General features: G+C 43.3%; 16 protein-coding genes and 1 pseudogene. 5 read left to right on the plus strand and 12 right to left on the minus strand.

Translation table 11 applies throughout. The features are described from left to right. Window positions 1-261 precede the first annotated feature (261 nt). Window positions 262-2675 (plus strand): annotated as a pseudogene (locus tag DMB88_RS17380) (family 43 glycosylhydrolase). A 208-nt stretch (window positions 2676-2883) separates the two neighbouring features. Here the strand turns inward: DMB88_RS17380 and metE are convergent. Continuing rightward, window positions 2884-5172 carry a 5-methyltetrahydropteroyltriglutamate--homocysteine S-methyltransferase gene (metE, locus tag DMB88_RS17385; protein ID WP_128102370.1) on the minus strand — a complete coding sequence of 763 codons (2289 nt, stop codon included), beginning with the start codon at window positions 5170-5172 and terminating at the stop codon, window positions 2884-2886. 242 nt (window positions 5173-5414) lie between these two features. On the opposite strand from metE, the gene DMB88_RS17390 reads away from it, so the two are divergent. After that, window positions 5415-6392: an alpha/beta fold hydrolase gene (locus DMB88_RS17390; RefSeq protein ID WP_128102371.1), complete on the plus strand. Its 978-nt coding sequence runs from the start codon at window positions 5415-5417 to the stop codon at window positions 6390-6392. A gap of 56 nt (window positions 6393-6448) precedes the next feature. Here the strand turns inward: DMB88_RS17390 and DMB88_RS17395 are convergent, their stop codons facing one another. The 4 genes from DMB88_RS17395 to DMB88_RS17410 form a co-directional block, all read right to left on the minus strand. Next, window positions 6449-7096 (minus strand): hypothetical protein, encoded by a 648-nt coding sequence (locus tag DMB88_RS17395; protein ID WP_128102372.1) that lies wholly within the window; start codon window positions 7094-7096, stop codon window positions 6449-6451. A 282-nt stretch (window positions 7097-7378) separates the two neighbouring features. Next, complete coding sequence (locus DMB88_RS17400) at window positions 7379-8860, minus strand: DHA2 family efflux MFS transporter permease subunit (protein ID WP_128104486.1); 1482 nt, start codon at window positions 8858-8860, stop codon at window positions 7379-7381. A gap of 254 nt (window positions 8861-9114) precedes the next feature. Continuing rightward, window positions 9115-9693: a TetR/AcrR family transcriptional regulator gene (locus DMB88_RS17405; RefSeq protein WP_128102373.1), complete on the minus strand. Its 579-nt coding sequence runs from the start codon at window positions 9691-9693 to the stop codon at window positions 9115-9117. A 95-nt stretch (window positions 9694-9788) separates the two neighbouring features. Next, entirely contained in the window at window positions 9789-10343 is a 555-nt protein-coding gene (locus DMB88_RS17410; protein WP_128102374.1) for an XRE family transcriptional regulator, read from the minus strand. A gap of 149 nt (window positions 10344-10492) precedes the next feature. Here DMB88_RS17410 and DMB88_RS17415 point away from each other — a divergent pair, with 149 nt between their 5' ends. Next, window positions 10493-11080 carry a LysE family transporter gene (locus DMB88_RS17415; protein WP_128102375.1) on the plus strand — a complete coding sequence of 196 codons (588 nt, stop codon included), beginning with the start codon at window positions 10493-10495 and terminating at the stop codon, window positions 11078-11080. A 139-nt stretch (window positions 11081-11219) separates the two neighbouring features. On the opposite strand, the gene DMB88_RS17420 is transcribed toward DMB88_RS17415, so the two are convergent. Next, entirely contained in the window at window positions 11220-12128 is a 909-nt protein-coding gene (locus DMB88_RS17420; protein ID WP_128104487.1) for an NAD(P)/FAD-dependent oxidoreductase, read from the minus strand. Between the two features lie 451 nt (window positions 12129-12579). Here DMB88_RS17420 and cyoE point away from each other — a divergent pair, with 451 nt between their 5' ends. Next, on the plus strand, window positions 12580-13509 hold the full coding sequence (gene cyoE, locus DMB88_RS17425) for a heme o synthase (RefSeq protein ID WP_128102376.1): 930 nt from the start codon (window positions 12580-12582) through the stop codon (window positions 13507-13509). A 94-nt stretch (window positions 13510-13603) separates the two neighbouring features. Here the strand turns inward: cyoE and DMB88_RS17430 are convergent, their stop codons facing one another. The 4 genes from DMB88_RS17430 to DMB88_RS17445 form a co-directional block, all read right to left on the minus strand. Continuing rightward, a complete protein-coding gene (locus tag DMB88_RS17430; RefSeq protein ID WP_128102377.1) occupies window positions 13604-15373 on the minus strand; it encodes an ABC transporter ATP-binding protein in 1770 nt (589 codons plus the stop codon). Next, entirely contained in the window at window positions 15370-17115 is a 1746-nt protein-coding gene (locus DMB88_RS17435) for an ABC transporter ATP-binding protein (RefSeq protein WP_128102378.1), read from the minus strand. Before DMB88_RS17435 ends, DMB88_RS17430 begins: the two co-directional genes overlap by 4 nt. 715 nt (window positions 17116-17830) lie before the next feature. Further along, window positions 17831-18646 carry a copper amine oxidase N-terminal domain-containing protein gene (locus tag DMB88_RS17440; protein WP_128102379.1) on the minus strand — a complete coding sequence of 272 codons (816 nt, stop codon included), beginning with the start codon at window positions 18644-18646 and terminating at the stop codon, window positions 17831-17833. Window positions 18647-18774: 128 nt separating this feature from the next. After that, window positions 18775-20007 carry an MDR family MFS transporter gene (locus DMB88_RS17445; protein WP_128102380.1) on the minus strand — a complete coding sequence of 411 codons (1233 nt, stop codon included), beginning with the start codon at window positions 20005-20007 and terminating at the stop codon, window positions 18775-18777. Window positions 20008-20183: 176 nt separating this feature from the next. Here DMB88_RS17445 and DMB88_RS17450 point away from each other — a divergent pair, with 176 nt between their 5' ends. After that, window positions 20184-21950, plus strand: coding sequence for an ABC transporter substrate-binding protein (locus DMB88_RS17450; RefSeq protein WP_128102381.1), 1767 nt, complete (start codon window positions 20184-20186; stop codon window positions 21948-21950). Between the two features lie 126 nt (window positions 21951-22076). Here the strand turns inward: DMB88_RS17450 and DMB88_RS17455 are convergent, their stop codons facing one another. Beyond that, window positions 22077-24458 (minus strand): polyprenyl synthetase family protein, encoded by a 2382-nt coding sequence (locus DMB88_RS17455; protein ID WP_128102382.1) that lies wholly within the window; start codon window positions 24456-24458, stop codon window positions 22077-22079. Window positions 24459-24583: 125 nt separating this feature from the next. Then, window positions 24584-25381 (minus strand): sulfite exporter TauE/SafE family protein, encoded by a 798-nt coding sequence (locus DMB88_RS17460; protein WP_128102383.1) that lies wholly within the window; start codon window positions 25379-25381, stop codon window positions 24584-24586. Window positions 25382-25635: the final 254 nt, after the last annotated feature.

A 25635-nucleotide genomic window follows, 5' to 3' on the forward strand; every position in this document is an offset into this window, starting at 1 on the left:
TTATATCCCATTTTTCAATAATAAAATTATAATAAGTCCTATTCCGCTAAGGAAACAACGAAATTCTAAATTTAATTCTCGGCAGACGTTCATTCGATATGTCATAAACATTATAGTTTACAAATATATGAATTGATTGATAGTATAACAAATGAAAGCGGTTAATTGTAAATTTTAACAAGGAGGTGTGTACTGAAGTATTTGGCAATCAGGTAATGAACAAATAAACTATCATTGGGCGTTTGATGAAAGGGGAATTTTATGAAGCGTTATATGGCTATCGCACTTAGTGCCGCTCTGCTCACTTCACCAACTCTGTTGCCAGGCTCAGCTATGGCGAACAGTTCTACCTCAGACGTGATCCAACCACAATCGACTACTCAATCTACGCTTAACACGATACCTGGATTTACGGATGTTTCTGTTCACGATCCTTCCGTCATTAAGGTTGGCGATACCTTTTATGTATTTGGTTCACATTTACAAGTCGCCAAATCCAAAGATTTAATGAACTGGGAAGCTGTGGCATCAGGCGTTACGGATAATAATCCAGTGGTTCCTAATGTGACGAAAGAGTTTGGAGAAGCCTTAGCCTGGGCGCAGACGGATACATTATGGGCGGCCGATGTTATTCAATTGGCTGATGGCAAATTTTATATGTACTACAATGCGTGCAAAGGCGACTCTCCTCGCTCTGCACTTGGCGTTGCTGTCGCTGATAACATTGAAGGGCCTTATAAGGATCAGGGGATATTGCTGAAATCGGGTATGTGGGATCAGATTAGCGAGGACGGTACCATATATGATGCAACGAAACACCCTAACGTTGTTGACCCCGATGTGTTTTTTGATAAAGACGGCAAGTTATGGATGGTATATGGCTCATATTCAGGAGGAATTTTCATTCTGGAGATGGACGAAACGACGGGCAAACCTCTGCCGAATCAAGGTTATGGCAAAAAACTGACGGGCGGTAATCACAGCCGCATTGAAGCGCCTTATATGCAATATAGCCCAGAGACGGACTATTATTATCTGTTCCTCTCCTATGGTGGACTCGACGCTGTTGGCGGATATAACATCCGGGTAGCACGTTCGAAGACACCAGATGGTCCATTTTACGATGCTGCGGGGAACGATATGATTCAAGTCAAGGCGGATAAGGACAAACCTCTGTTCGACGACGCATCCATTGAGCCATTCGGCGTTAAGCTGATGGGCAATTACCTGTTCCAGAGACAGATCGGTGATCCGGGTACAGGTCAGGGTATCGGTTACGTATCACCAGGTCATAACTCCGCCTATATTGATCCTGAGAGTGGCAAGCACTTCTTGATCTTCCATTCTCGCTTTCCAGGACGCGGGAACAACATGAAGTCCGTGTACATGAAATGCATATGAATGCCGATGGATGGCCTACAGTGTCTCCATATCGTTATGCAGGATTGGACGAAGCTTCTAATGTCATTCCGGGTAACTCGGTGGCAGGTCAGTATAAGTGGATTAATCACGGAAAAGATATCTCATCTGCCATCAAAACATCTCAAAATGTTGTTCTTTCTCCTAATGGTCAGATTAGCGGCGCAGTGACAGGCACATGGAGTGTTACAGATGATCATCGCAATCAGATCACCATCACGACAGACGGTGTAACTTACAAAGGGGTACTTACCTATGAGTGGGAACCGAATCTTCAGCGCGAGATTCTGACCTTCAGTGCCCTCTCCTCTACAGGCGTTGCGATCTGGGGAAGTCAAGAAGTTGACCTTGCGGATCAAGCCGTTGTTGATGCGGTTAAAAAGGATCTAAGTATCGGTGACACCAAAAATATATTTTTCAATGTGTCCCTCCCCACATCAGGTGCACGGGATAGCAAGATTACATGGAGTTCGTCTAATGTCGCTGTACTTTCAAATACAGGGGTTGTGAATCGTCCCCGTTCAGGCAAAGGCGATGCCAAAGTAACATTAACGGCTAACATTACAAAAGGAACTGCATCTACCTCCCAAAGGTTTAATATTACCGTACCTGAGCAAGCAAAAGGACCTTTACTTGGGGAATACAGATTTGACGGCAGCAAGCTCGCCAAAATTGCACAGGATTCCAGTAAAAACGGATATCATGGACAAGCCTTTCACGTGGAGAGTTCGGTCGTAGGTAACAAGAAAAACCTCGCTGCTGCTTTTAACGGACAAGACAGCTATATCGAACTGCCTGGACTTATCACAGATACGACGGACTTCACATTTAGCAGCTGGGTCTATTGGGACGGTGGTAATCCATGGCAACGGATTTTCGACTTCGGTAATGGCTTGACGCGTCATATGTTCCTTACGCCTTCTCAACATAACGGAGCACTACAATTCACCATTCATAATGAGGGTAAGGATCAAAGTCTGATCGCATCCCAAGCATTGCCCACGAACCAATGGGTTCATGTTGCTGTTACACTCCAGAGTGACACAGGAACGTTATATGTGAATGGCCAATCTGTGGCGAGTAGTACCGACATCACCTATAACCCCAAAGATTTACAAGTTACTGAGGCATACTTAGGCAAGAGCCGATATACTGCCGATCCGTATTTCAAGGGCAAGATGGATCAGGTTAGCATTTATAATAAAGCACTGACAGCTAAAGAGATCCAACGCTTGGCTGGAGAGCGCCCGGAGTAATTAGTGCACAAAATTAAATAAATAGGAAGAGACCACATTCATTGGTTTGGTGCATGAATGTGGTCTCTTCTATTGTCCTGAATAAAGAACAACTGTAGCCTACGTAATTGTAAGAGCTACAGTTGTTCTTATTGCTGCTTTTGTTATTATCGCATGATGGTAGAGCAATCATGCGTCATTCATTCTTTTCTAAGCGTAAGGTTAAAGCTTACACATGTGTAGCATACGTATCACGAGCAAGTCGTGTTGCCTCAACCATGTTTTGCAGCGATGCAACCGTTTCGTCATAACCACGTGTTTTGAGCCCGCAATCTGGATTAATCCAGAACAATTGTGCCGGTAACACACGCAAAGCCCGCTGAATCATATCTGTCATTTCCTTCACACTAGGTACACGTGGACTATGAATATCATACACGCCGAGTCCAATGCCAAGCTTGTATGTGTTCAGCTCAAAGCTATGAATCAATTCACCGTGACTCCGTGAAGTTTCAATCGAAATGACATCCGCGTCCATGGCTTCAATCGAGCCAATCATGTCATGGAATTCGCAATAACACATATGCGTGTGAATTTGTGTCGTTTCCTGTACCGTACAAGTCGTAATTTTGAAAGCCTTAACGGCCCAAGCAAGATAATCCTCCTGCTCATTTACCTTTAATGGCAGCCCTTCTCGAACAGCCGGTTCATCCACCTGAATCATGCCGATGCCTGCTTGCTCCAGTGCCTCAACTTCTTGTCTGAGGGCATAAGCCAACTGGTATGCAATGTGTTCCCGCGGGATATCGTCACGGACAAATGACCAGTTCATAATCGTAATCGGGCCAGTTAACATGCCTTTCACAGGCTTCTTCGTCTGAGATTGAGCATACACCGTCTCTTCAACCGTCATGTTTCCGTCAAATGCCACATCTCCGAAGATGACAGGTGGCTTCACACAGCGTGATCCATATGATTGCACCCACCCATTCTGCGTGAAGGCGAACCCGGCTAGCTTCTCACCAAAGAATTCAACCATATCCGTGCGTTCAAACTCCCCATGTACAAGTACATCTAAGCCAATCTCTTCTTGAAGTCCAATCCAGGTATCGATATGCCGATGAATGAAATCCGTGTAGCGCTCCTGATTCCACTCCCCTTTACGCCAGCTCTGACGCGCTTTCCGAACTTCAGCAGATTGAGGGAAACTTCCGATCGTTGTCGTTGGTAATAGTGGTAATTGCCACTTATTCTGTTGTGCTAAATGTCTCTTGGCAAATGGCACAGAACGCACCGGCTCTTGCACCCGAAGTTTCTCCACCGCTTGCTGAACATCACTACGATTGCGCTCATTGGACTGATGCAGAGCCAGAATTGCACGTGCACTCGTATCCAGCTGTGTAGCAATAGCTCCAATGCCTGAGGTTAGCGCCTGGGTTAAGAGAACCAATTCGTCCAGCTTCTCATCCGCAAATGCCAATGCACTTTTCAGTTCATTCGTAAGCTTGGTTTCACGATCCGTTGTTACCGGAACATGAAGTAGACTGCACGAGGATTGGATAATCAGGCGATCTGGCGATACAATGGCAGACAATTCATTCAGAAGATCCAGCTTCTCTTGCAGAGAAGATCTCCAGATTCCACGTCCATCAATAATACCGGCTCCCAGCACCTTGTCCTGTGGAAAAGCAAACGATTGGAGCGATTGTTGGTTTCCAGACCGTCCGTGTACAAAATCAAGTCCGATACCTTGAACAGGCAATGCCACAATATCTTGATAACGCTCTACAGCTTCAAAATACGTCTGTAACATGATGTTGATTGCAGGTGCGGATGCATGTAATGTTTCATAGATAGTTCTCAGATGTTGCAGATCTTCATCGCTCACTTGCGTAACGAGGATTGGTTCATCGATCTGTACCCACTGCACACCTTCCTGCTGCAATTCTTGGAGAATTTGAACATATAGAGGTAGCAGGCGATTAAGCCATGACCCTGTTTCAGAGGCACTGTACCCTTTCGATAACTTCACAAATGTAAGTGGACCGACTAACACGGGTTTCCCTTCAATGCCTAATTTCTCCTTCGCCTCCCGGTACGCCTCCAAAGGTTTATTCTCCGTAAGTACGGGTGTGAGACCCGACAATTCCGGTACGATGTAATGATAATTGGTGTTGAACCATTTCGTCATCTCGCTGGCAGCAGCATCCTTGGTTCCACGTGCAATTCCATAATATACAGACAAGGGTACTTTACCACCCTCATAAGCAAAACGCTCAGGAATCAGACCAAACATCGTAGCTGTATCCAATATATGATCATAATAACTGAAGTCGTTGACAGGAATGTAATCAATACCTTTTGCTTGCTGTTTACGCAAATGATTCAAACGGATTGCTTGCAGTTGGCTTTCAAAAGCTTCGGTGTCAATTTTGCCTGCCCAATATGCTTCCAATGCTTTCTTCCATTCACGATCTGCTCCAATACGCGGATATCCAAGAACACTACTTTTCACCATCTGATATTTCCCCTCTGCACTTCGATTTGTTATATCAAAATTTATCACAGAAAGGCTTGCGCCATGTAATTCCATAAAATTATATCTAGCTATAGCTTCAGGCTATAGCTAAGCATTTTTTTTACTATGCATTAATTACATAAACAAACTATCCCGTTAAGATAGAATTAAGACTGTGTTTTAATATACATAAGCTTGGGCAGTTATAATGAGGAAAATACAACAAGAGAGTATGTGAAACCATGAAAAAATGGGGAAAACGACTACGAATTACAGCCATTGCGGGACTTGCGTTGATTCTGGTGCTACTGGGATCAGGCGTGGTTTATCAGCAGGTAGGTAAAAGAAATGATTTGAACAATTTCACACCCCCAGGCAAGCTCTACAAAGTACATGGAGAAAATATGCACCTCTATACAGGAGGTCAAGGGGATGTAACAGTTGTCTTGGCATCCGGTTGGGGTACGGCTAATCCCTATGTAGATTATTATCCTCTATATGAACAATTAGCTCCCTATACCAAATTCGCGGTTTATGACCGCTTCGGTTATGGTTATAGCGATGTAACAGACAAGAAAAGAGACGTGGATACGATTGCAGAGGAGTTACATGAGTTGTTAGAGACTTCTGGGCAGAAACCACCTTATATACTCGTCGGGCACTCCCTTGGCTCGCTTGAAACGCTGCGATATGCTCAGATGTACCCGAATGAAGTAAAAGGCATTGTGATGATTGATGGGGGTAGCCCGGAGCATTATGCAAAAGACGAAGATAATTTGGCCGATGTCATTGGTGGATTTATGAATCAATTCCGCATTCAAACGGGGCTGTTCCGATTGTCTCTACAATCCGAACCTGTCTTGGAAGCAAGTCGTGCTAATCGTAACAACCTGAAATTTGTACCTGATGAGTTGAAACAAGTTGATACGACAGCTCTGCTGCTTAACTATGGGAATGCCAACACCGTGGATGAATTACGTGAGATGAACGCCAATGCAACGGTCGTGATGAATAATACCAAGCCTCTATCTGTGCCACTAACCATTCTAACCTCAGATTATTTTGGAGCTAGTGAACCGATCTGGGATCAGTCTCAAGCGGAGTTCATTTCCTGGTCAACACAACCCAAACACGTGACAATAAAAGATTCCGAGCATTATATTCATCAGTATCATCCAGAGCAAGTAGCTGATGAAATATTAGAATTAGTGGAAAAGTAAGTGCCTTCCACCCTCAACGGTAATAGTCCGTTGGGGGTTTTTATATCTTTTGGCCATTACCCAATCTGAGATAAACCATTTCTATGGGACAGAAACTGGTCTAGGGCCTCTCTCATATCCTTGGATGTAAGTCCATGTCGGTTGAAGTAGTTGTGAATATGCTCGAACCCACTCCAATCCTGATTGTAAATCTGCTGTATTTTGCGATTGAACTTCTCTTCTGCATCATCTTGCTTAGAACCTAGTGGTTCACATAGCCAGAAATCATTTCTTTTCACATCACCACACTTCGTCCACAGCAAATTCTCATACTGGATGACATCCCAATCCTGAAAGCCTGCTCTGATCTGCCCGATTTCTGTTGTGAGTATATCATTCATTAATTGAGGCGGAATGTGTCCATACGTATCTCGATACTGTCTCAGATTAAGCGCGTCAACCCACTGAGTAAGCACGTACTTTCCTGAAGAATATGCGTATAGCTTAGGAACGAATGCACAGTTTTGCATTGTTGATATGGCCTCGCACTCGATCTCTCCATCTATTTTTCCACGCGTACTATACACTCTGAGGCTATAGTCTTTAATTCTATAAACGACAGAACGTTGACCGACTAGGGAAGCTTGCATAGTTAAATGGCCATTTGCTTCATAGTGAGCAAGTAACTCTTTCATATTCGAGGGTATAGGATTCACAATGTTCATAATCAGATCTCCTTGTTGTTCTATTCAGACTAAAACGTTTTCATTTTAACAAGATTACCTTTGTAAATACTATTTTATCTTTAATAATTGGTATGAACATATACAATATGGTCAAAACATGAAGTATTTGCTCTGAAAATTTCGGAGCCACTCCTCTTGCGTCGTTTGTATATTCACTTTAAAGGTTGGAACCCGTTTCACGTCAAGTCACAAAAAAAAAACGGTACCTCCCTGTATAAACAGGAAGTGTACCGTTATTTAACAACTAAAATCTAATATTTATTAATGCATAGGACCTTGCTGACCCTGTTGGTTACCTACTTTAACACGTTTAATGAAGAAGGAGGTGACCAGTCCGATTAGCGCAAGTACTAGTGCAAAAACAAATGCATTTTGTACACCTGATGTGAAACCTGCCAACTGATTCTCAGGACTTTCAGGATTCGTCACTCCGCTTAAGAATCGAGTCTGACCAGCACTCAAAATACTTACAGCTACAGCCGTACCAATCGCACCTGATACTTGTTGAAGTGTATTCATGATTGCTGTACCATGCGGATAATATGCTGGTGGCAATTGGTTCAAACCGTTTGTTTGCGCAGGCATCATGATCATCGAGATTCCGACCATCATAAATACATGCAATGTAATGATCGTGCCAAGGGAAGTACTTGGAGTAATGTTAGTGTACATAAACAGAACTACCGCTACAACTGCAAGTCCAATAATAACCAGCCATCTTGGTCCAAACTTGTCGAATAGACGACCCATGACCGGAGACAAGAAACCATTGAGCAAGCTACCTGGCAATAATACAAGTCCCGCTGTCAATGCTGTAACCGCCATACCTTGCTGCAGATACATCGGAAGAATCAACATGGAGGACAACATCATCATCATACAGATGAAGATCAAGATTAAGCCGATTGTGAACATCGGGTATTTGAAAGCTCGCAGATCCATCATAGGCTGCTTCATTTTTAATTGACGGATACTGAAGATTAACAAGGACAGCACACCAATCACGATCGTGATTACTACGACTGGGCTTGTCCATCCACCGCCAGTATCTCCATGACCACCCGCGCTACTGAATCCATATACAATACCGCCGAATCCGAGCGTAGATAGTACGATGGAAAGAACATCAATTTTGGGCTTCGTCAATGTCGAAATATTCGGCAAGAACAGCAAACCGCAGATTAAGGAGATCAAGAAGAACGGCAACGAAATCCAGAAGATCCAGTGCCAGCTCAGATTAGCCAAGATCAGACCCGAGATACTCGGACCACTCGCAGGTGCAAACATAATAACGAGACCGATCAGACCCATAGCTGCACCGCGCTTTTCAATCGGGAAAATAACCAAAATAGTGTTAAACATGAGCGGAAGCAGCAATGCTGTACCTACCGCCTGTAATACCCTAGCCACTAATAAAATTTCAAAGCTAGGTGCAAGAGCAGCTACAAATGTTCCTGCTATGGAGAAAATCAGAGAAGTTGTGAACAACTGTCTCGTTGTAAACCATTGTAATAACATACCGGATACCGGCACCAGAATACCTAGAACGAGCAAATACCCTGTAGTCAACCATTGGATCGTCGTTGGACCAACTTCCAGCAATCCCATCAGTGGCGTTAATGCCACATTCAGAGCTGTCTCACCGAACAATCCGATAAATCCACTTAATAGCATAGCAAATAAGATTGGAAACACCTTATATTGCTTTGTTTCTTCCTGGTTCTGTACAGAACCGCCTTTCATGGAAGCCTCCACGATCCCATCCTCCTCAAACGTTTCAAACTATTTCTCTCTTTGTCTATATAAATGAACTAATGCATATTACAGTTTCCACTCCGATGACAGAATAACTTTCCGATCACTGTTATCCCCAGATTTTTTTGATTCCCTTCTCCAAAGGGAAAATCCGGTGATAAAGGCGAACGCTTTGCTTCTTCATGTTATTTCTGTCCCCTCCGTTCCCGTGTAATGACTAAGTTCAGTTTATATAGCTTTACTTATATGGCGTTTTTCGCCGCTACCGATAAGTAATCAGCAGCCGTCAGCAGAGGCTGTTTGTCCTGATTCGTCAGGCTGATAATCAGTGCTCCCTCCATCATGGAGATGATCAGAAGTGCTGTATCACGTGCTTTATCTTCACCCATCCCATCCAATAACAGATGTTTTTTGATGATCTGCTGCCAATCGGCAAAAACACCCTGACACGCAATTCGCAGTTGTTGGCTGATACAGGAAGTCTCTACGGCTGCCCAAAAACTAAATGGCAAGAAACCCGTAAATCCCGCGGCTTCCGTCTCATCAGCCAAGTCGTGTATGAATTGCTGAATGGCGTCTCCAGTATTGTCATGTGCAGCAAACGTTTCTTCAAACACCTGTAGGATATGCTGATTGGCTTTTTCAATACAGACGTGTGCAAGCTCTTCCTTGCCGCTCGGGAAATAGTGATACAATGAACCCTTCGGCGTACCGCTCTCCTTGATGATCTGATTCAGACCTGTCGCATGATATCCTTGTGAAAAAAACAGTCTCGCTGCTGTGCTGACAATGAGCTCTCTAGCATTGGACTTTTCACTCATGGAGCCACTTCCTTCAAAAAATTATAACAATCGGTCTATATAATTAAAACCGCATTTGAATGCATTGTCAATCATTTGTTTAAATTTTAACTTCCTTATTTTGAGTAATGAATTACCATGCTCATTTTCGTTGTATCCGCTCCTGAATGTTGGTATGTATGCGGTCTGTTGGCTCGGAAACGAATGGATTCTCCCGTTCGAACCGTGTACTCCTCTTCCTCTATGCGAATGATGACCTCTCCTTCGAAGACCGTAATAAATTCTTCACTTCCTTCAATATGAGGCTCTGCTTGCAGATACGCTTCCATATCCATTTCCATCATATACATCTCAAAGTGACGTTCATCCTCAAATGGAAAATGGGGATAGATTCGTATTCTTCCATCGTCCTCAATCCATGGCTGAACATCCGCTCGTGTTACTAGATGCGTATCTGCAGCCGGTTCATGAATTAATGTTGTAAAAGAAGTCTTCAATCCGTTAGCAATCTTCCATACGGTTGCAATGGTTGGATTAGACACACCACGCTCAATCTGCCCTAACATCGTCTTGCTAATCCCCGTTAATTCAGCCACCTTATCCAGACTTAGCTTGCGTTCTTCCCTGATTGACTTTAAATTCTGTGCCAAGATCGTATTAACCTGGTTCATCGTACCTCACTCTCCATTCCTTTTCTTCTGTACTCTATTATAAACCTATTGTGCGTTATAGAGCACATGTTGTACACTAAAATAAATGTGTGCTTTATAACGTACAAAAATACTTTATAAGGCACAAAAAAATAAAATATGGAGGCTATATGTTCATTATCCCACTACTGATTTATGCTATCGTATCTTCCTTCAGCCCAGGGCCCAATAACATCATCGCAATGACAAGTGGACGAGATCATGGGTTCAGCAAAACCCTTCCTTTTATAGGAGGAGTCGCGTTCAGTTGTATGATCATTATGTTACTTTCCAGCTATTTCAGCCTGATACTTCATCAATTCATTCCAACCTTTCGTCCTATACTTAATCTATTGGGATGTATGTACATACTGTATTTAGCTTTCAAAGTCATGATCAGTCATTCTACTAAGAATAACGCTTTACGTACTTCTCCATATAGCTTTGGTTTTGGATGTGTCCTGCAATTCATCAATCCCAAAGTCATCATATATGGTCTGACTGCGATCTCCATGTTTGTCATTCCACTGGGCGAATCACACCATCATCTAATCTGGTTCTCGTTACTACTAACGTTCATCGGGATTAGTGCCAATATGACATGGGCACTCTGTGGTTCGTTATTCCAGAACTTATTATTGAGACATGAACGTCTGTTCAATGTGTTGATGGGAATCATGCTTATCTACAGCGCCATATCCATCTTAGTTTCTAAGTAGGACACAGAACATAAGCAAGCGTTCATCCCCCACACCGGAGTTGAACGCTTGTATTATAGTAATGTTTGATCTATACCATTCGCATCATTCCAACAATCCTAATTACTTTATTAACGGTAGCACCCTCTTGTGTAGCTTTTCATTCATTGCCTTGTTTATTCCACGCCTCCATAGCTAGTTCACTGTTAATACTCACTGCCGAAAGTGCCCCTAAGGATGCGGCCGCAATCGCTTGATGATATTCGGATGCAGCATCCCCCGCGCTGAACACACCTGGAACAGTAGTTTTCGCGCGCTCATCAACAATGACTGTACCCAGCTCATTCACCTCACATCCCAAAGATTGGGGCAGGTCTGACCCAATAGACAGCTTCGGTGCGAAGAAAATACCTTTGCACTCAATCTGATTGCCATCTTGCAGAACTACACGCTGCACGATCCCATCCTGGGATTCAATGCGCCCAACTGGTGATTCATAGACAGGAACGCCATGCCGCTGCAACTCCTCACGTTGTTCATCCGTCATTTCATCTGGACCATTCGTACAGATCGTATATTTACTCGTCCAGCCTGTGATAATCTGAGCTAAGTGTAGAGCTCTCGCTCCATTTACGATTAAGACGAGAGGTTGATCCCTTAACTCCCATCCATCACAATAAGGACATACAAACGCCGTCTTGCCATATACTTCAGACAATCCATTCAGGTCTAGCGGAAGATCCTTCTTACCCACTGCAAACAAAATCTTTTTAGCTTGAAGAACTAAACCCTCTGAAGTCGTAACTTGAAACGAACCATCACTTCCTTCTATAGATGTAGCTGCATCTTCTACAAATTGTACAGAAGGAAAAGCACTAATCTGTTCCTTTGCTATCCGCCGAAATTCGCCAGGGCTAATTCCCTCTCTCGTCAGAAAATTGTGAGCTTTATGCGTTACCCGATTTCTCGCCTGCCCAGCATCAATTACAGCAACGTTTCTTCTTGCTCGACCTAATACGAGAGCTGCGTTCAGACCCGCAGGCCCTCCACCAATAATTATCGCATCCATAATTTCTTTCACACTAAAACATCCTTTCCAGATATATTATATCTCTAATTTAACCAAAAAAATATTGCCTTCATCGACATAGACCGAACCTTGACATGCTGTTGGGTAATCGTATGTACAGCGATAGATACGATCGCCACATAGTTAAGCTCATTCAACGGTAAAGGATCAATAGTGAGCACAAGATTTAACAAAACCATTAAAGACCCTTTATGTCCATAATATATACTCAATTGATCTTTGGCAAGTTAAATTTTGTGGTCCCCCTTAAGATTCTTCCCCCAGTAACACATAAAATCATTTTTCACAATTAAAAAAGCTCTTGTTTTTTAAATTGTTCACAATCAATTGACAGTATTTTTAATACTAAAAAGTTGCTTATTTCACATAGTAAACGGAATGCTATAATAAGTTCACAAGATATATAAGTATAGATATAGGACGTGAGTACTTGAAAACATTGAATAAAGGGTCTCAACCCAAAATTGAACTAGAGTTCAACTCTATTCCCAAAGTCTTCTTTGACACGATCAAAGTTGGAATTATCAAGTCCAATCTAATCGCCATGTTGGCAGGTTTATGCTTGGCTCTGTATGTATTCGATGCTTCATTCCTGGCTAACATTGTACCGATTATTCTTTCGGTCATTGGCTCCTCTCTCATTATAGGAGCTGCCGGCGTGTTCAACAATCTGTACGATCGTGACATTGACGCCATCATGGAGCGTACGAGAACCCGTCCAACTGTAACTGGACAAGTTAACACCAAGTCGGGATTGATTCTAGGTATTACCATCACCATTATCGGGGGAATACTTCTCTACATCGCCTCCCCTTCGGCAGCTTTCTTTGGTATTCTAGGTCTGTTGCTCTACGTGTTCCCGTACACAATGTGGACAAAACGTACAACCATTTATAACACTGAAGTAGGAAGCTTGTCCGGAGCTGTTCCTCCGCTTATCGGTTGGGCAGCCATCTCCCCAGAACTTGGTCACTTTGAAATCTGGGCGTTAGTGGTGACGATGCTGTTGTGGCAGATGCCTCACTTCTATGGTATTGCGATTCGTAGATTCGATGAATATAAAGCAGCTAATGTACCAATGCTTCCTGTTGTAAAAGGAATTAGACGCACTTATATCCAAACCAATGTTTATCTGGTATTGTTGATGGCTTCCAGCTTCTTATTCTGGCCACTAAGCCCGTTTGTGGCGATTGTTGCCTTCCTTGTAAGCTTGGCATGGTTCATTTTGAGCGTAGCTACCTTTGATCGAAACGAAATGAAGAAATGGTCACACAAAATGTTCATCTTCTCCATTAATCACATTACAATTGTTTTCCTTGTGATCATTGCTTACTCTCTAATTGCTCAATTAATTAAATAAATAATAGACAAACCAAAAGCCATATCGATCAACTCAAGATGAGTGATTGATATGGCTTTTTCTTAGCTGTTCAATTGCTGCTTTCTTTTCTACCTTAACCAACCTTAGCAGGTGTTTGTTCACCTTGCCAGAGCAGTTGCATCTCTTCACTCGTTTCAAGTAAGTGACTCAAGCTGCCTTCGGCTTCAATACGTCCATCCTTCATAACAATGATATGATCGGCTCTGGATAATGCGGCTCTACGATGGGATACCGCAATACAAGTTACCTCGCGCTCACTGGCCAACCCTTCCCAGACCAATTGCTCTGTTTCCACATCTAGCGCACTAGATAAGTCATCGAAGATAAAGAGATCGGCTTCGGTCATTAGCATCCGCGCAGTAGACGCACGTTGAATCTGTCCTCCTGACAGCATAACGCCCCGAGGACCGACAGATGTCTCAAGTCCATCATCGAGATTTTCGATATCCTTCTTCATTACGGCTAGCCGAATTGCTTTTTCCAGTCCTTCCTCAACAGATTCTCGTTTACCTTGAACAATATTCTCTCGTAACGTATCGCTGAACAAGCGAGGAACCTGCGGTGTATATGCTGCTCTTGGCGGCATAAGGAATGTAGCCGGATCTACTTCTTTTCCATTCCAACGAATCATCCCCTCCTGTTTCGGCAGCAGACCCAGAAGCGTGCGCACCAGAGTTGATTTTCCTGATCCAATACGCCCTGTAATGACCAGGAACTGCCCTCTCTGCAAGCGGAAATGAACATGCTCTATCCCATTCGTGGAATTCGGATACTGATAACTCAGATTGCTCACTTCTAACTCTCGGAGTTCATCTTCCTCACTTCGTTCGATGTCTGTCAGCTCAGGAGGATCTTGATTCAGATAGATTTCCCGATAATCCATGATTCGGTTTTCCTCACCAGGACGAAATAACTTCCGCATCCGATCAAAGGACACCTTTAACCGTTTATGCTGGAATACCATGTACCCAAACAAGGAAATACTAAAGCCAATGTTGGCTAGATAGGATGTGAAGAGTGCAAAATCACCCACCGAAAATTGGCCTGCCCTCATCTCTGCCGCACACATCAGCAGAATTAAACCGGTACAGATGCTGAGAACGTGTTGATTCAGCGATCTCATCCACTGTTTGAACAGATTATCCCGTAATGCTGCCTGACGACGTTGTTCATTCAAAGTATTAAAACGGGATGAGACATGCTCTTCTGCTTGCCCAAGCTTCAGCGCCTGCACTGCTCCAAATGTCTCAGCAATGAAACTGGTGATTCGACCGGTCGATTCACGATTGACTTGAGCATATTTGCGAGCCCGATTGCCCGATAGATTATTAAGCATTGTAACGACAACCAGCGGAAGTACAGCAACCAACGTAATCTTCCAATTAATATTAGCCATGATGATGATTGAAACGATGGCAAATACGAGTCTACCCCAGAAGTCGACCCAGGATTCTACGTACTCAACCACTTCATCGACATCATCGCGGAACCGACTCATCGCCTCACCTGGTGAAGCAGGAAGATTTCGACCAGGCCAGCGCATGATACCCGCAAGCATATTCGTTCGTAATATCGCTTGAATGTGATACACATAGGTGATCCAAGCGTAAAAGGCTGTAAAGAATGTCCCTACTCTAGCCATTCTAACCAGTGCAAGAAAGATTAAGGGAACAGCAAGCCACATGTAATCGGTAGATCCGATGGTCACACGGTCAAAAAACCATTGCATTCCGATCCCGATCGCAAGCGGTAGGGAATGAAATATACACCACAACAGACCATTAATTAGAAATAATACTGATTTGAAGCGGAATAAACGACCTATAAATCCTGCGACATTCAAGCCAACTCCTCCTCTCTACCCGTCATACGCAATCTCGCATAATGTGAATCAGGATTGTTCGCCAGCTCTTCTCTGGCTCCAAATTCGATAATCTCACCATCACTGAGCACCATAATCTGATCGACTTGATCCAGCGTAGCTAGTCGGTGAGCAATAATAATCCCTGTGCATTGTTTCATTAATTCATCCACCGCTTGTTGCAGCAACATCTCAGTCGCAGCATCCAAACGTGAAGAGGGTTCATCTAGAATAACTAAACTTGGCTCTGTCAAAAATACACGTGTTAGTGCAAATAGCTGCGCTTCTCCAGCCGACAGGGAAGAACCTCCTGCTTTCAAGTGAGTGTCTAATCCTTCCGGTTGGGTATCAATCCATTGACGCAGTCCCAGTCGCTCTGTCGTTTCGATAATCATGTTGTCTGAAACTTCCGAGTTAAATAACGTCAAGTTGTCGCGTAGCGTACCGTCAAACAACTGCACATCCTGCGTCACCATTCCAACCCGGCGGTATAGCGCAGGTAGTGTTAACTCTGTGATATCCTGACCACCGACCCGGATTACACCCTGATTCAGATTATATAACCGAAGAAGAACACGACTTAGACTGGATTTACCACTACCGGTGCGTCCAATAATACCAAGACGCTCCCCAGGCTTAATTTTAAAATGAATATCCCGCAATACAGGCTTATCATCGTTATAGCTAAAATGCACATGTTCGAACTCCAAACCAAGTGCACCTCCAGGAAGTGTATCTTGTTTCCCGTCTTTAATCTCACTGCTTAGAGAGAGCAGTTCTCGTGAGCGAAGCATACCGGACTTGGCTTTCTGAAATTCTTGTACCTGATCTCCCAACATCTCAATTGGATCATTCAACATCTGTGTGTATTGATAAATAAGGAACAACGTACCAAGACTAATCGCCCCTTGCATGTAATTGTGAACACCAAGCATCAGTACCGCAGTTACAGCTATGGCAAACAAAATCACCGTTGTATTCCACGGAATAACACGAAGCATCCAAGCTCTACGCCCTTTCAGAAATACAACCCGCATCAATCGATAGAAACGATTCATCACATAAGGCACGTGTCCGTTCGCTTGCACATCCTCAATTCCAGCAATACGTTCCTCAATCATGCCGAACAAGGACGCACTTGCTTCACGCTCGTTCTTCGAGGACTGAACACCCATATTTCGAATGAAAACCATAAACAGAACCGATAACAGTGTGAACACCGTCATTACCAGTGCAATCGGTATATTAATCGTAAACATGAAGCCAAGGATTCCAGCAAGAAGCACAAAGCTGCCAATAACCTGCACAATAAACATTGCAAAGAAATTGGAAATGCTCGTTACATCGCCATCCACCCGTTCGATCATCTCTCCAGGCGTTTTTACATTATGGAACCGCATATCAAGTCCAAGGCAATGCTTCAGCAGATCGCCCCTTAATTGATTCGTTGCCCGCCATGCGACATCATTACCTAGATAACTTACAGCTACAGTTAACAGTTGATTGAAGATCGCAATAATTAGAAATATACCTGCAAGCTGAATGAGACTAGAAACCACGCCGCCACTCGCTGCTGTATCAATAAACCGCTTGATGATCTGCGGATTCAGAAGCTGTAATCCCGTCGACGTCAGCAAAATAATTAATAGCAGCACCAGTCTCAATCGGACTGGCTTTAGATACCGCAATAGCCATGACATCGACTTTTTCTCTTGTTTGGGCATCTTGCCCCACCTCCAACGTACGAATTACTTTGTTAGAAAGCATCAAATTCATCAACTCAAACTCTGCTTAACTAGGCCGAATCATAAATAATTTCGCTGAACCATACATGAATTCTATGATTGTATTGATGATGTACCATTTCACATTCTCCTACCTATCATTTATTTTTGTTTCCAGATGATTCTGAATGATTACAACAAGCACGAACAGACATACATTATTTCACATCCCCAATCTCCCCTTTCATTTGAAACGTTTGCTTGCAGCGCACGACAAAAAGCCATAGATGAACTAAGTTCATCTATGGCTTCTATAACAAGAAGAGTACCATTAGATTATGTAGCGTTACTGGTCTTCTCCTTGACATTCGCACTACGGATGAGCGTCCATGACAGGATGCATAAACAGGACTGCCCAGACGCTATCTTTAAGAGGTTGTTCAAAAAGTTGATTTCAAGTTTCATCCCATCTTCCCGGCATCGAAACCCCTTCTCTTTGAACATATACTCTAACGCAATTGGTTGTGTCGACATGCTCATGCGTATTCAGTTATCGGTTAGATATCAATTTTGGCATGAACATCATCCCTACACCCACCCGTCTCACATATTTGTTGTTTATTGTATTCGCTAATAGGTCAGTACGTCAAGAACATATTTACTGATTTGTTATTTAATTCATGTGATTAATAATCTGAACGTATAGAATGCAAGCTTAATAACCTAAGTATGGAATATCTCTGAAATAAATATTTAACTTATGCACCTTCCAGATTCCTCTGCTGTATAAAAGCTCGATATTTCGATCATATACATAATGGGAGTCACCGGTTAATGTATTCCCAAGAACATAAGATTGAGACAATGTTGCAGTAGTGCTGCTCGTATAATGAATGCCCGTTTCTGGAGCACCGAATTGCACTTCTTCACCCTGCAACTGCTGTCCATCCAGAATGGATTGAATCAATTTCTCCGTAAAATAGGGCTTAAAATAAGCCCTTATTTGTTTAATCTTAGGCATATTGGACGTTTCATTTAACTTCGCTAACAGTTCATTCAGCCGGGCTTCAGTTAGTTTCTGTGTATCAGGAATCTGAACGGAATCAGGTTGCATGCTAATGATGATATGGTGATCATTAAGACTAACATTTGCCTGCTTGGCTTCTTTATTCCATTGTAGCTCGGCTCCTAATGTTTGGCTGACGAACCGGAGCGGAACATACGCTGTGGCATGGATTAACTCAACGGGAGAATCCATCGGTTCAACGAAATCATTAACATTGGCATTTTTGAAGTTAACGGCCAATGCAATTTTCTTATCATTTTTGGTCAAAAGAATGCTCTTCGAATATTTGTCCCATTGTACCTTTGCGCCTAAATGCTGTGATACCGCCCGTAACGGAATGAGCACCCGATTGTTCACGATGACTCCCGTACTAATCTCCGTTGGACTTGTTTCTGCATAGCCAGGCACTGCCATCACGCCGAAAAGCACAGATGCGACCCATACGGATACGATCTTCTTAAACATATTCAACCTCCCAGGTATTGATGATCGTTTTCACTTTCTCTATTCTAAGTAACGCTTCATGCATTGTGAAAGTTACAATGAACAAATTTAAAAATTCGAATCCATGTAACAGACCCCACTTACGTTCGTTAGGCACTCTGCTGTACCACTTGAATCTCCCGCTCCCGTGTGATCAGTCGTTTATGAGCAATCCATAGAAATGGAAGTCCAAGTGCCGTGATTAGCGCAAGTGGAAGAAATACCGCTATCCCCTGTCCTCCGAACTGACTCAGTAATAACCCACCCATAATCGGCGCCATAACATTACCCAAGTTGTTAAAACCAATCGTGCCAAAGTACGTTCCTTTCCATTCCGGCTTTGCAATTCGATCAATCAGCATATCCATCATCGTAAATAACAATACTTCTCCGACGGTGAATAATACAACACTAATCATCAACAGAGCTGCGCCACTTGCCATACCGAACAGTAACAAACTCGCCGCAACCAAGAGGTTACCCCAGATGAGCGGTACAAGCGGGGGGGCGTTTCGAAATGCACGTACGATTGGATATTGCACAATTAACACTGTCATAGCATTGAGAGATAACATATAGGAGAACAACTGGCTTCCATTCTCAAACAATGTACTCCGCTCCATGTATTGGGCAAGGGTTGACCCAAAATGTCCGTAGCCAAGCACACAGAATGTGGTTCCGATCAGTACTGGCAAAAATACACGATCGCGGCCAGCCGTCGCCAAAGCATCTCGTAAGCGTGGTGCCTTCGCCTTTGAAGGCTGTGGTAGATTAGCATGTTGAAGCTGAAATTGGACAAGTAACACAAGACCATAAGCGATGTATACAAGTCCTGAGATCAGAAATGGAAAAGTCGATTGCGCCGACCCCAATTGAAAGCCAATGATGGGACCAAATACAACCCCAAGATTAATGGCGGCATACCTCAAATTGAAAACGAGTAATTTGTTCTCTGGTGAGGTGATGTCAGACAACAATGCACGTGACGTTGGCTCAAAGACAGCGCGGCATAAGCCATTGAGCGTATTAGCCACAAAGAATACCCATAAGTAGTCTGCCGCAGAAAAGATGAAAAAGACGCCTGCCCAGCAGAATACGGAGACTAGCATAACCACTTTACGACCAATCCGATCTGAAATATACCCGCCATAAAAGCTCACCATCACACCCGCCAGTGAACTCACAGCGACGGTGAAGCCAGTCTCCGTTGGTGTAGCTCCGAGGACACTCGTCAGATAAATAGATAGAAAAGGAATGCTCATCGAGGTTACGAGACGACCAAACATCGTCCCAATAATAATTGTCCAAGCTAAAGGGTGAATCTGTCTTAAATGTTGCTTCATTCGTATGTTCTCCTGTTCTCGTTGTTAACTTCTAGAAGGTCTGCCCTTCGTTTGTTGAATTATGTATAATTGTATAGAACAAAGGGGAAATAAAAGTGTAAGGAAATAAATATTGATTTCACCTTTTAACACGAGTGCCTTTGAACCATCTTTTATATGAAGAGGAGCTTATACTTTTGGATACAACAACCGCTCATTACATACGACTTACAACAGCGACTGAGGTTACATTTAAACTACATACACCGGTTCCCGTAACGATCGATACCCTATCCACTGTCTTATGTTGCACGCCTCGAAATGTTAAATTCACCTTGCGAAAGTTGGAAGAGAAAGGCTTTATCCACTGGCAACCGGGGATTGGCAGAGGTCATCATTCCACCTTGACGTTACTTCGCAGTGAGAATGAAACGATAGAATCCAGCTTCATGGAGCTAATGGGTAAAGGAAAAATGAAAGAAGCCATTGAATTCATTGGCGCTATGGAGAACAACGAGACTTTACGGGAACAATTGCTAGATTCGTTATATAAACAAATGGGATTTCACAGCCATTCGGAAAGCTCTTCGGGTCAGGATGTTCTACGTATGATGCGATCACGTAAACTGGCAGATCTGGATCCCGCATTTGTATACAATGCTTTTGAAACATACTTACTTGGGCAGGTGTGCAGCACATTGGTGACCTACGATGCCAAAACGGATACGTTCCTGCCTGATCTGGCTCACATGTGGGAGGGTAGCAAGGATTATCTAGTATGGACCTTCTATTTACGTAAGAGTGTTCGCTTCCACCACAATAAAATGTTGACATCTAAGGATGTTGAATTTACATTACAGCGTCTGCGAAGTGTAAATAGTCCAGTCGTTTGGTTGTATCGTGACATTGAACGAATTGAGGTTGCTGGGGATTACTGCATTCGCTTTTACTTGAACCGTCCCAATCAATTCTTCTTGCATTTGTTTAGTTGTATTCCAATGACGATCCTCCCATACGATGTTGATGTATCCAAACAACTCATTGGCACTGGGCCTTTTCAGATTAGTGAGATCAATGAGGATTTACTGAAACTAAGCGCATTTGATAACTATTACGGTATTCGTCCTTACCTTGATCAAGTCCATTTTTGGTTTGTACCAGATCTTGAGTCCAATGAGCGCCACTATGAACTACCCGGAACAGATCGATTGGAGCAATCTACTCATTTTGCACAAACCAACAGTTTCAATTATCCTGCTCTCGGCTGTCAATATATGTTATTTAATTTTAATAAACCTGGTATCTTTCATAACCCCAAGTTTCGGCAAGCAATGAGATTGGTCTATGATTCTGTTTCACTGGTAACGGAACTGGGAGGCAATCGAATTACGCCAGCAAACAGCCTTTTGCCCTGGAAAAGCGCCGAGCATCATTGGACTCCATCCTCACTTGAGCAAGCACGTAATCTGTTACACAGCAGCGGATATCTTAGTGAGACGCTCATATTATCGTACTCGGAGAATAAGGATGTCTTAACTGCCAACTGGATTCAACAACGAGCACAGCAAATTGGCTTAAATATCGAACTGTCTCCGACGAATGAATGTCTGTATCCTACTAATGCGATGAAAGCCGATCTTATTTTGGCAGAAGAAATTTTGGAGGAGGATTGGCAATATGGGTTGATTCATTTTTTTACGAATCGGTCGAATCACCTTCATATCTGCATGTCACCTCATTCGCTGAACGAGTTAGAACAGAAACTGGATTCGTTTGGACAGCTTGATACCCATGCACGCGCACAGCTGTTAGATGAAGCTGAGGATTTACTGAGGGATAACGACTGGATTTTACATGGATGTCATATGAACAAAAGTGCTCAGCTGAACCAAAGTTTATTTGGCATGCAAACAGCTGATTTCGGCTATATGGACATTTCCAAGCTGTGGATTAAGAATCAATAGGTATCCCCATGAACACATCTATACAATAAGAGTCATTTACGTTCACATCTTGAAGTTTATCCAACAAAAAACCGCCCTTTATATGTTAAAGGCGGTTCTTCACTCTACTGTTGTTGCTGCTGTGGCTCACCGTTCACGCCCAATGATATAGTCTAACAAATGTCGGAGAAAAGGAATGGTCTTACGCATCTCATGCAGTGCATCCGTTGCCTGGCAGTAGTGTTCCCACATCTCCTTTTTGGCATCTTCTTCACCAAGAATCGATACAAAGGTAGAGTTATTATTCCGAACATCCTGACCTGCAGGTTTGCCGAGCACCAGATGGTCTCCAACCAGATCGAGCAGATCATCCTTAATTTGAAAAGCGATACCCGCATGATAGGCGAATTTTTTCAATATGTTGATCTCAGATTCAGATACCTGTGCCAAAATAGCTGGCATAACGAGTGCAGCTTCAAACGCAATGCCTGTTTTGTAAAAACAGATCTCGTTCAGTTGCTCCAGGTTCAGCACTTTGCCTTTGGAATTCAAGTCCATCGCCTGTCCCATACACATATCCTCCGCTTTTTGTGCAGAGTAGCGAATGAGTGAAAGTACCGTTTGCGGATCGAAACGATCCAACGAGGATTGCTCTCCAATGGCTCTTTGGATCAAGTACAGACCCGTTAGCTCCGCTGTTGCACTATTATGCAAGTGATGCAATGTGGAGCGCCCCCGACGTGTGGGTGCATTATCCTGCGTAGGCAGATCATCAAAAATAAGCGAAGCAGTGTGCATATATTCGAGAGATCGCAAGAGCGGTACAATCGCTGCTTCCTGCAATCCGTATTCACGCACTCCCATGACCCAGGTCAGAATCGGTCTTATTCGCTTCCCATCACCCTGTAGGCTGTAGTTCGCCGCATCAATAAGGGTTTCTTTCATTGCATGAAGTCCATTTGGCTTAGAAATCTGTAGCTCCTGATTAATCTGTTCACGAACTGTGCGAATCGTATCTACAAACTCTTGCTTTTCGATCTTATCCTGCCGTAGATGAATGACGACTTGATCACGAAGTAATTTATCCAGGAAATCGACATCATCGGCTTTCTGTACCATTTTCTGCACAAGTCGATTGAACTCCGGTTGGCCGGATGCCAGAATGTCCATAAGTTCATTATATTTAGGCTGACCCAGACGTTCTCTACAACGCTTAAGTCCATTGATGGCACGGTCGAGTATGACCTCACGCGTCTGATCATCTGAATGATATACCTCATGAATCAGATGCGAGATTACAGTCCAGTACAGCTCATAAGGATTAATGAGATCCGGTCGCTGATCGCGATACGTCAGATAATATGTGTACGGGGTAACTGCCCCCTCCTCCAGATCGTCAAACATATCGGCAAAGTCATCCGCGAGTTGATTATAGATCCCATAATAGAAGGTACGTAGATCAAACCCTTCATCCTCTGGCGCACTAAGCACCGAACGAACAATCAATCGTGAAGATGAAGACTTGATAATAATCGGAATGTATAATTCCTCATTTGAGTAATGAGCGTTTGATAACGTTTTGGCGCGATCTATCTCCTGGGATTGGAAGAACACATAAGATTGCTGCAAAAAGGTACGCTGCGTCTCGGGTCGCTGATAATTATGAATGTACTCAAATGCCTCGCGTAACTCCCCATGCACATATCGAATGACTTCATGATGCTCCCCCTTCCACTCTTCGATGTCTGGAACAACACCTGTCAGGAGTGCTTCACGGATCATAAGAGAATACTGTTCCTTCTCTTCTACAGTGAGTGCCTGCGAGTCCAGCAAATCATCGATAAAAGGATAGGTTAATCCGTAAGAATATCCTAATCTGATAGCTGCATCTAATCGCTGAGCGCGTTCGTCTGAGGGTGTCTCTGCATTCATATCGTCCGTAACGTGCAGCACAACACCAAGAATGATTTTGATCAGCTTACGCTGTGCATTCTCAGCATCCAATTCCTCAGGAATGTTGGCTGCCACACTCTTCAGTTTGTTCATTACCCAGATGACCGCAGATTCTACATTCTCCTTCTGAGACCAGCGATATAACGCAGCCAGACTGATATAATCCGGCTCTCTGTTCGATTGGGATGCAGATTGTAAGAAGTACCGTTTCGTATCTTGAACAACTCGCTGAATACGAGCTTGTGTATCCGTAGAATCCAGTGCTTTTCCTAAGTCTCTCATATAAATATAAGAAATACTGCGATCTAGATAATCGTCTATTTTCCCCGACACATTCAACCAGTGAATATAACGTTGCACGTCCTGGGTGTCTGGTTTTCGTTTGCTTCGTGATAGGAAGGACAACCAGGGGTAGCGGTGAATGTGTTTCTTTTGCCATAAATGAATGTCTTGTGTAAGTTCAGTCGTATACGTATGATTCATAAGCTGTTTATGGAGAGAAGCAAAATACTGAGCTGCCTTTTGTTCAGCTTGCCCATACTCTGCATCAACTCGCTCAATCAATGCGTTATTCATAGGATGAAATACCTCAACTTCTATTAGTGTTAATTTCGTCAGCTCATGTTCTTAATTGGTATACGGCGAAATCACATTTTGGTTACGAAATTGATACGTATTGTTCAACCTACTGCAGATAACATTTATAAAATGGTAGACCACACCTTCACCGCAGTAAAAGCGATGAGCACAATCAATCCATATCTTAGCCATTTTACATTGATCATCGAACTTACTCTGGAACCCAGTGCAGCGCCAATCAAGCTGCCAATGACAGTATATATGATGGGCTCAAGCGGTATATTCCCTCCCGAAATTTTGCCGAGAACGCCCCCAATGGCAGATATGAATACGATCGCAAGCGAGGAAGCGATTGTTATTCGAATGGGAATACGGAGTACGGTAAGCATAATGGGAATTAGAATGAAGGCGCCACCTGCTCCTACGATACCGGAGACGATGCCAACTGCCCCAGCAGTGACTGCTGCAATGCCTTTGTTAAATTCAAGATCATCAGAGCTATCCATCGTTCCTCTACTAGGGATCAGCATAAGTACAATCGCAATCACCGCCAAAATTCCATAGATCAGGTTAATGACTTGCTCGCTCAGATAACCGGATACCGATCCACCGATTAGACTGCCCACAAGAATGCTGCTTCCCATATAACCGACTAGACCTCGATGAATAAACGACCTCTGATGCGGTGTACGTCTTTGTTTTCGCTGATAGGCAACCACCCCGGATAATGAGGCAAAAAACACCTGAAACATACTAATTGAAGATACTTCATGTGCCGTGAAAGGCTGCAAACCTACGAGTGAAGGAACATACAGCAGAAGTGGGTAATTTATGATTGCTCCGCCTATACCTAACAGCCCGGAGAAGAATGAACCCGTTAGACCAAGTATAAACATGATGATAAAAAGCATGACATCCATCGGTTTTTTCTCCCTTTCAAAATCCCGTAAAAAATATAATTAAAACAGTATACGTCTGCCCCAAAATCGGCTATAATAATCCCAAGTAAATTAATCCGAAATGAGTGATTAAGCATGTTCAACGTGTTGAAGACTCTTTTTGATAACAATTGTCCGCACTGTAACGAAAAATTACAAGTTCAGCACGATGCCGTGTGCTCTACAAAAGCTTGTTCTAAATGTCAGTACAAGGAAGAGAGCTATGGCTCGCTTGG

The sequence above is a fragment of the Paenibacillus sp. DCT19 genome (assembly GCF_003268635.1).
Lineage (GTDB): Bacteria > Bacillota > Bacilli > Paenibacillales > Paenibacillaceae > Paenibacillus.

Coding starts and splice junctions, on each gene's coding strand:
- metE (WP_128102370.1), bottom strand. CDS start 5,172: ATGGTGAAAAGTAGTGTTCTTGGATATCCGCGTATTGGAGCAGATCGT.
- DMB88_RS17390 (WP_128102371.1), top strand. CDS start 5,415: ATGAAAAAATGGGGAAAACGACTACGAATTACAGCCATTGCGGGACTT.
- DMB88_RS17395 (WP_128102372.1), bottom strand. CDS start 7,096: ATGAACATTGTGAATCCTATACCCTCGAATATGAAAGAGTTACTTGCT.
- DMB88_RS17400 (WP_128104486.1), bottom strand. CDS start 8,860: ATGAAAGGCGGTTCTGTACAGAACCAGGAAGAAACAAAGCAATATAAG.
- DMB88_RS17405 (WP_128102373.1), bottom strand. CDS start 9,693: ATGAGTGAAAAGTCCAATGCTAGAGAGCTCATTGTCAGCACAGCAGCG.
- DMB88_RS17410 (WP_128102374.1), bottom strand. CDS start 10,343: ATGAACCAGGTTAATACGATCTTGGCACAGAATTTAAAGTCAATCAGG.
- DMB88_RS17415 (WP_128102375.1), top strand. CDS start 10,493: ATGTTCATTATCCCACTACTGATTTATGCTATCGTATCTTCCTTCAGC.
- DMB88_RS17420 (WP_128104487.1), bottom strand. CDS start 12,128: ATGGATGCGATAATTATTGGTGGAGGGCCTGCGGGTCTGAACGCAGCT.
- DMB88_RS17435 (WP_128102378.1), bottom strand. CDS start 17,115: ATGCCCAAACAAGAGAAAAAGTCGATGTCATGGCTATTGCGGTATCTA.
- DMB88_RS17440 (WP_128102379.1), bottom strand. CDS start 18,646: ATGTTTAAGAAGATCGTATCCGTATGGGTCGCATCTGTGCTTTTCGGC.
- DMB88_RS17445 (WP_128102380.1), bottom strand. CDS start 20,007: ATGAAGCAACATTTAAGACAGATTCACCCTTTAGCTTGGACAATTATT.
- DMB88_RS17455 (WP_128102382.1), bottom strand. CDS start 24,458: ATGAATAACGCATTGATTGAGCGAGTTGATGCAGAGTATGGGCAAGCT.
- DMB88_RS17460 (WP_128102383.1), bottom strand. CDS start 25,381: ATGGATGTCATGCTTTTTATCATCATGTTTATACTTGGTCTAACGGGT.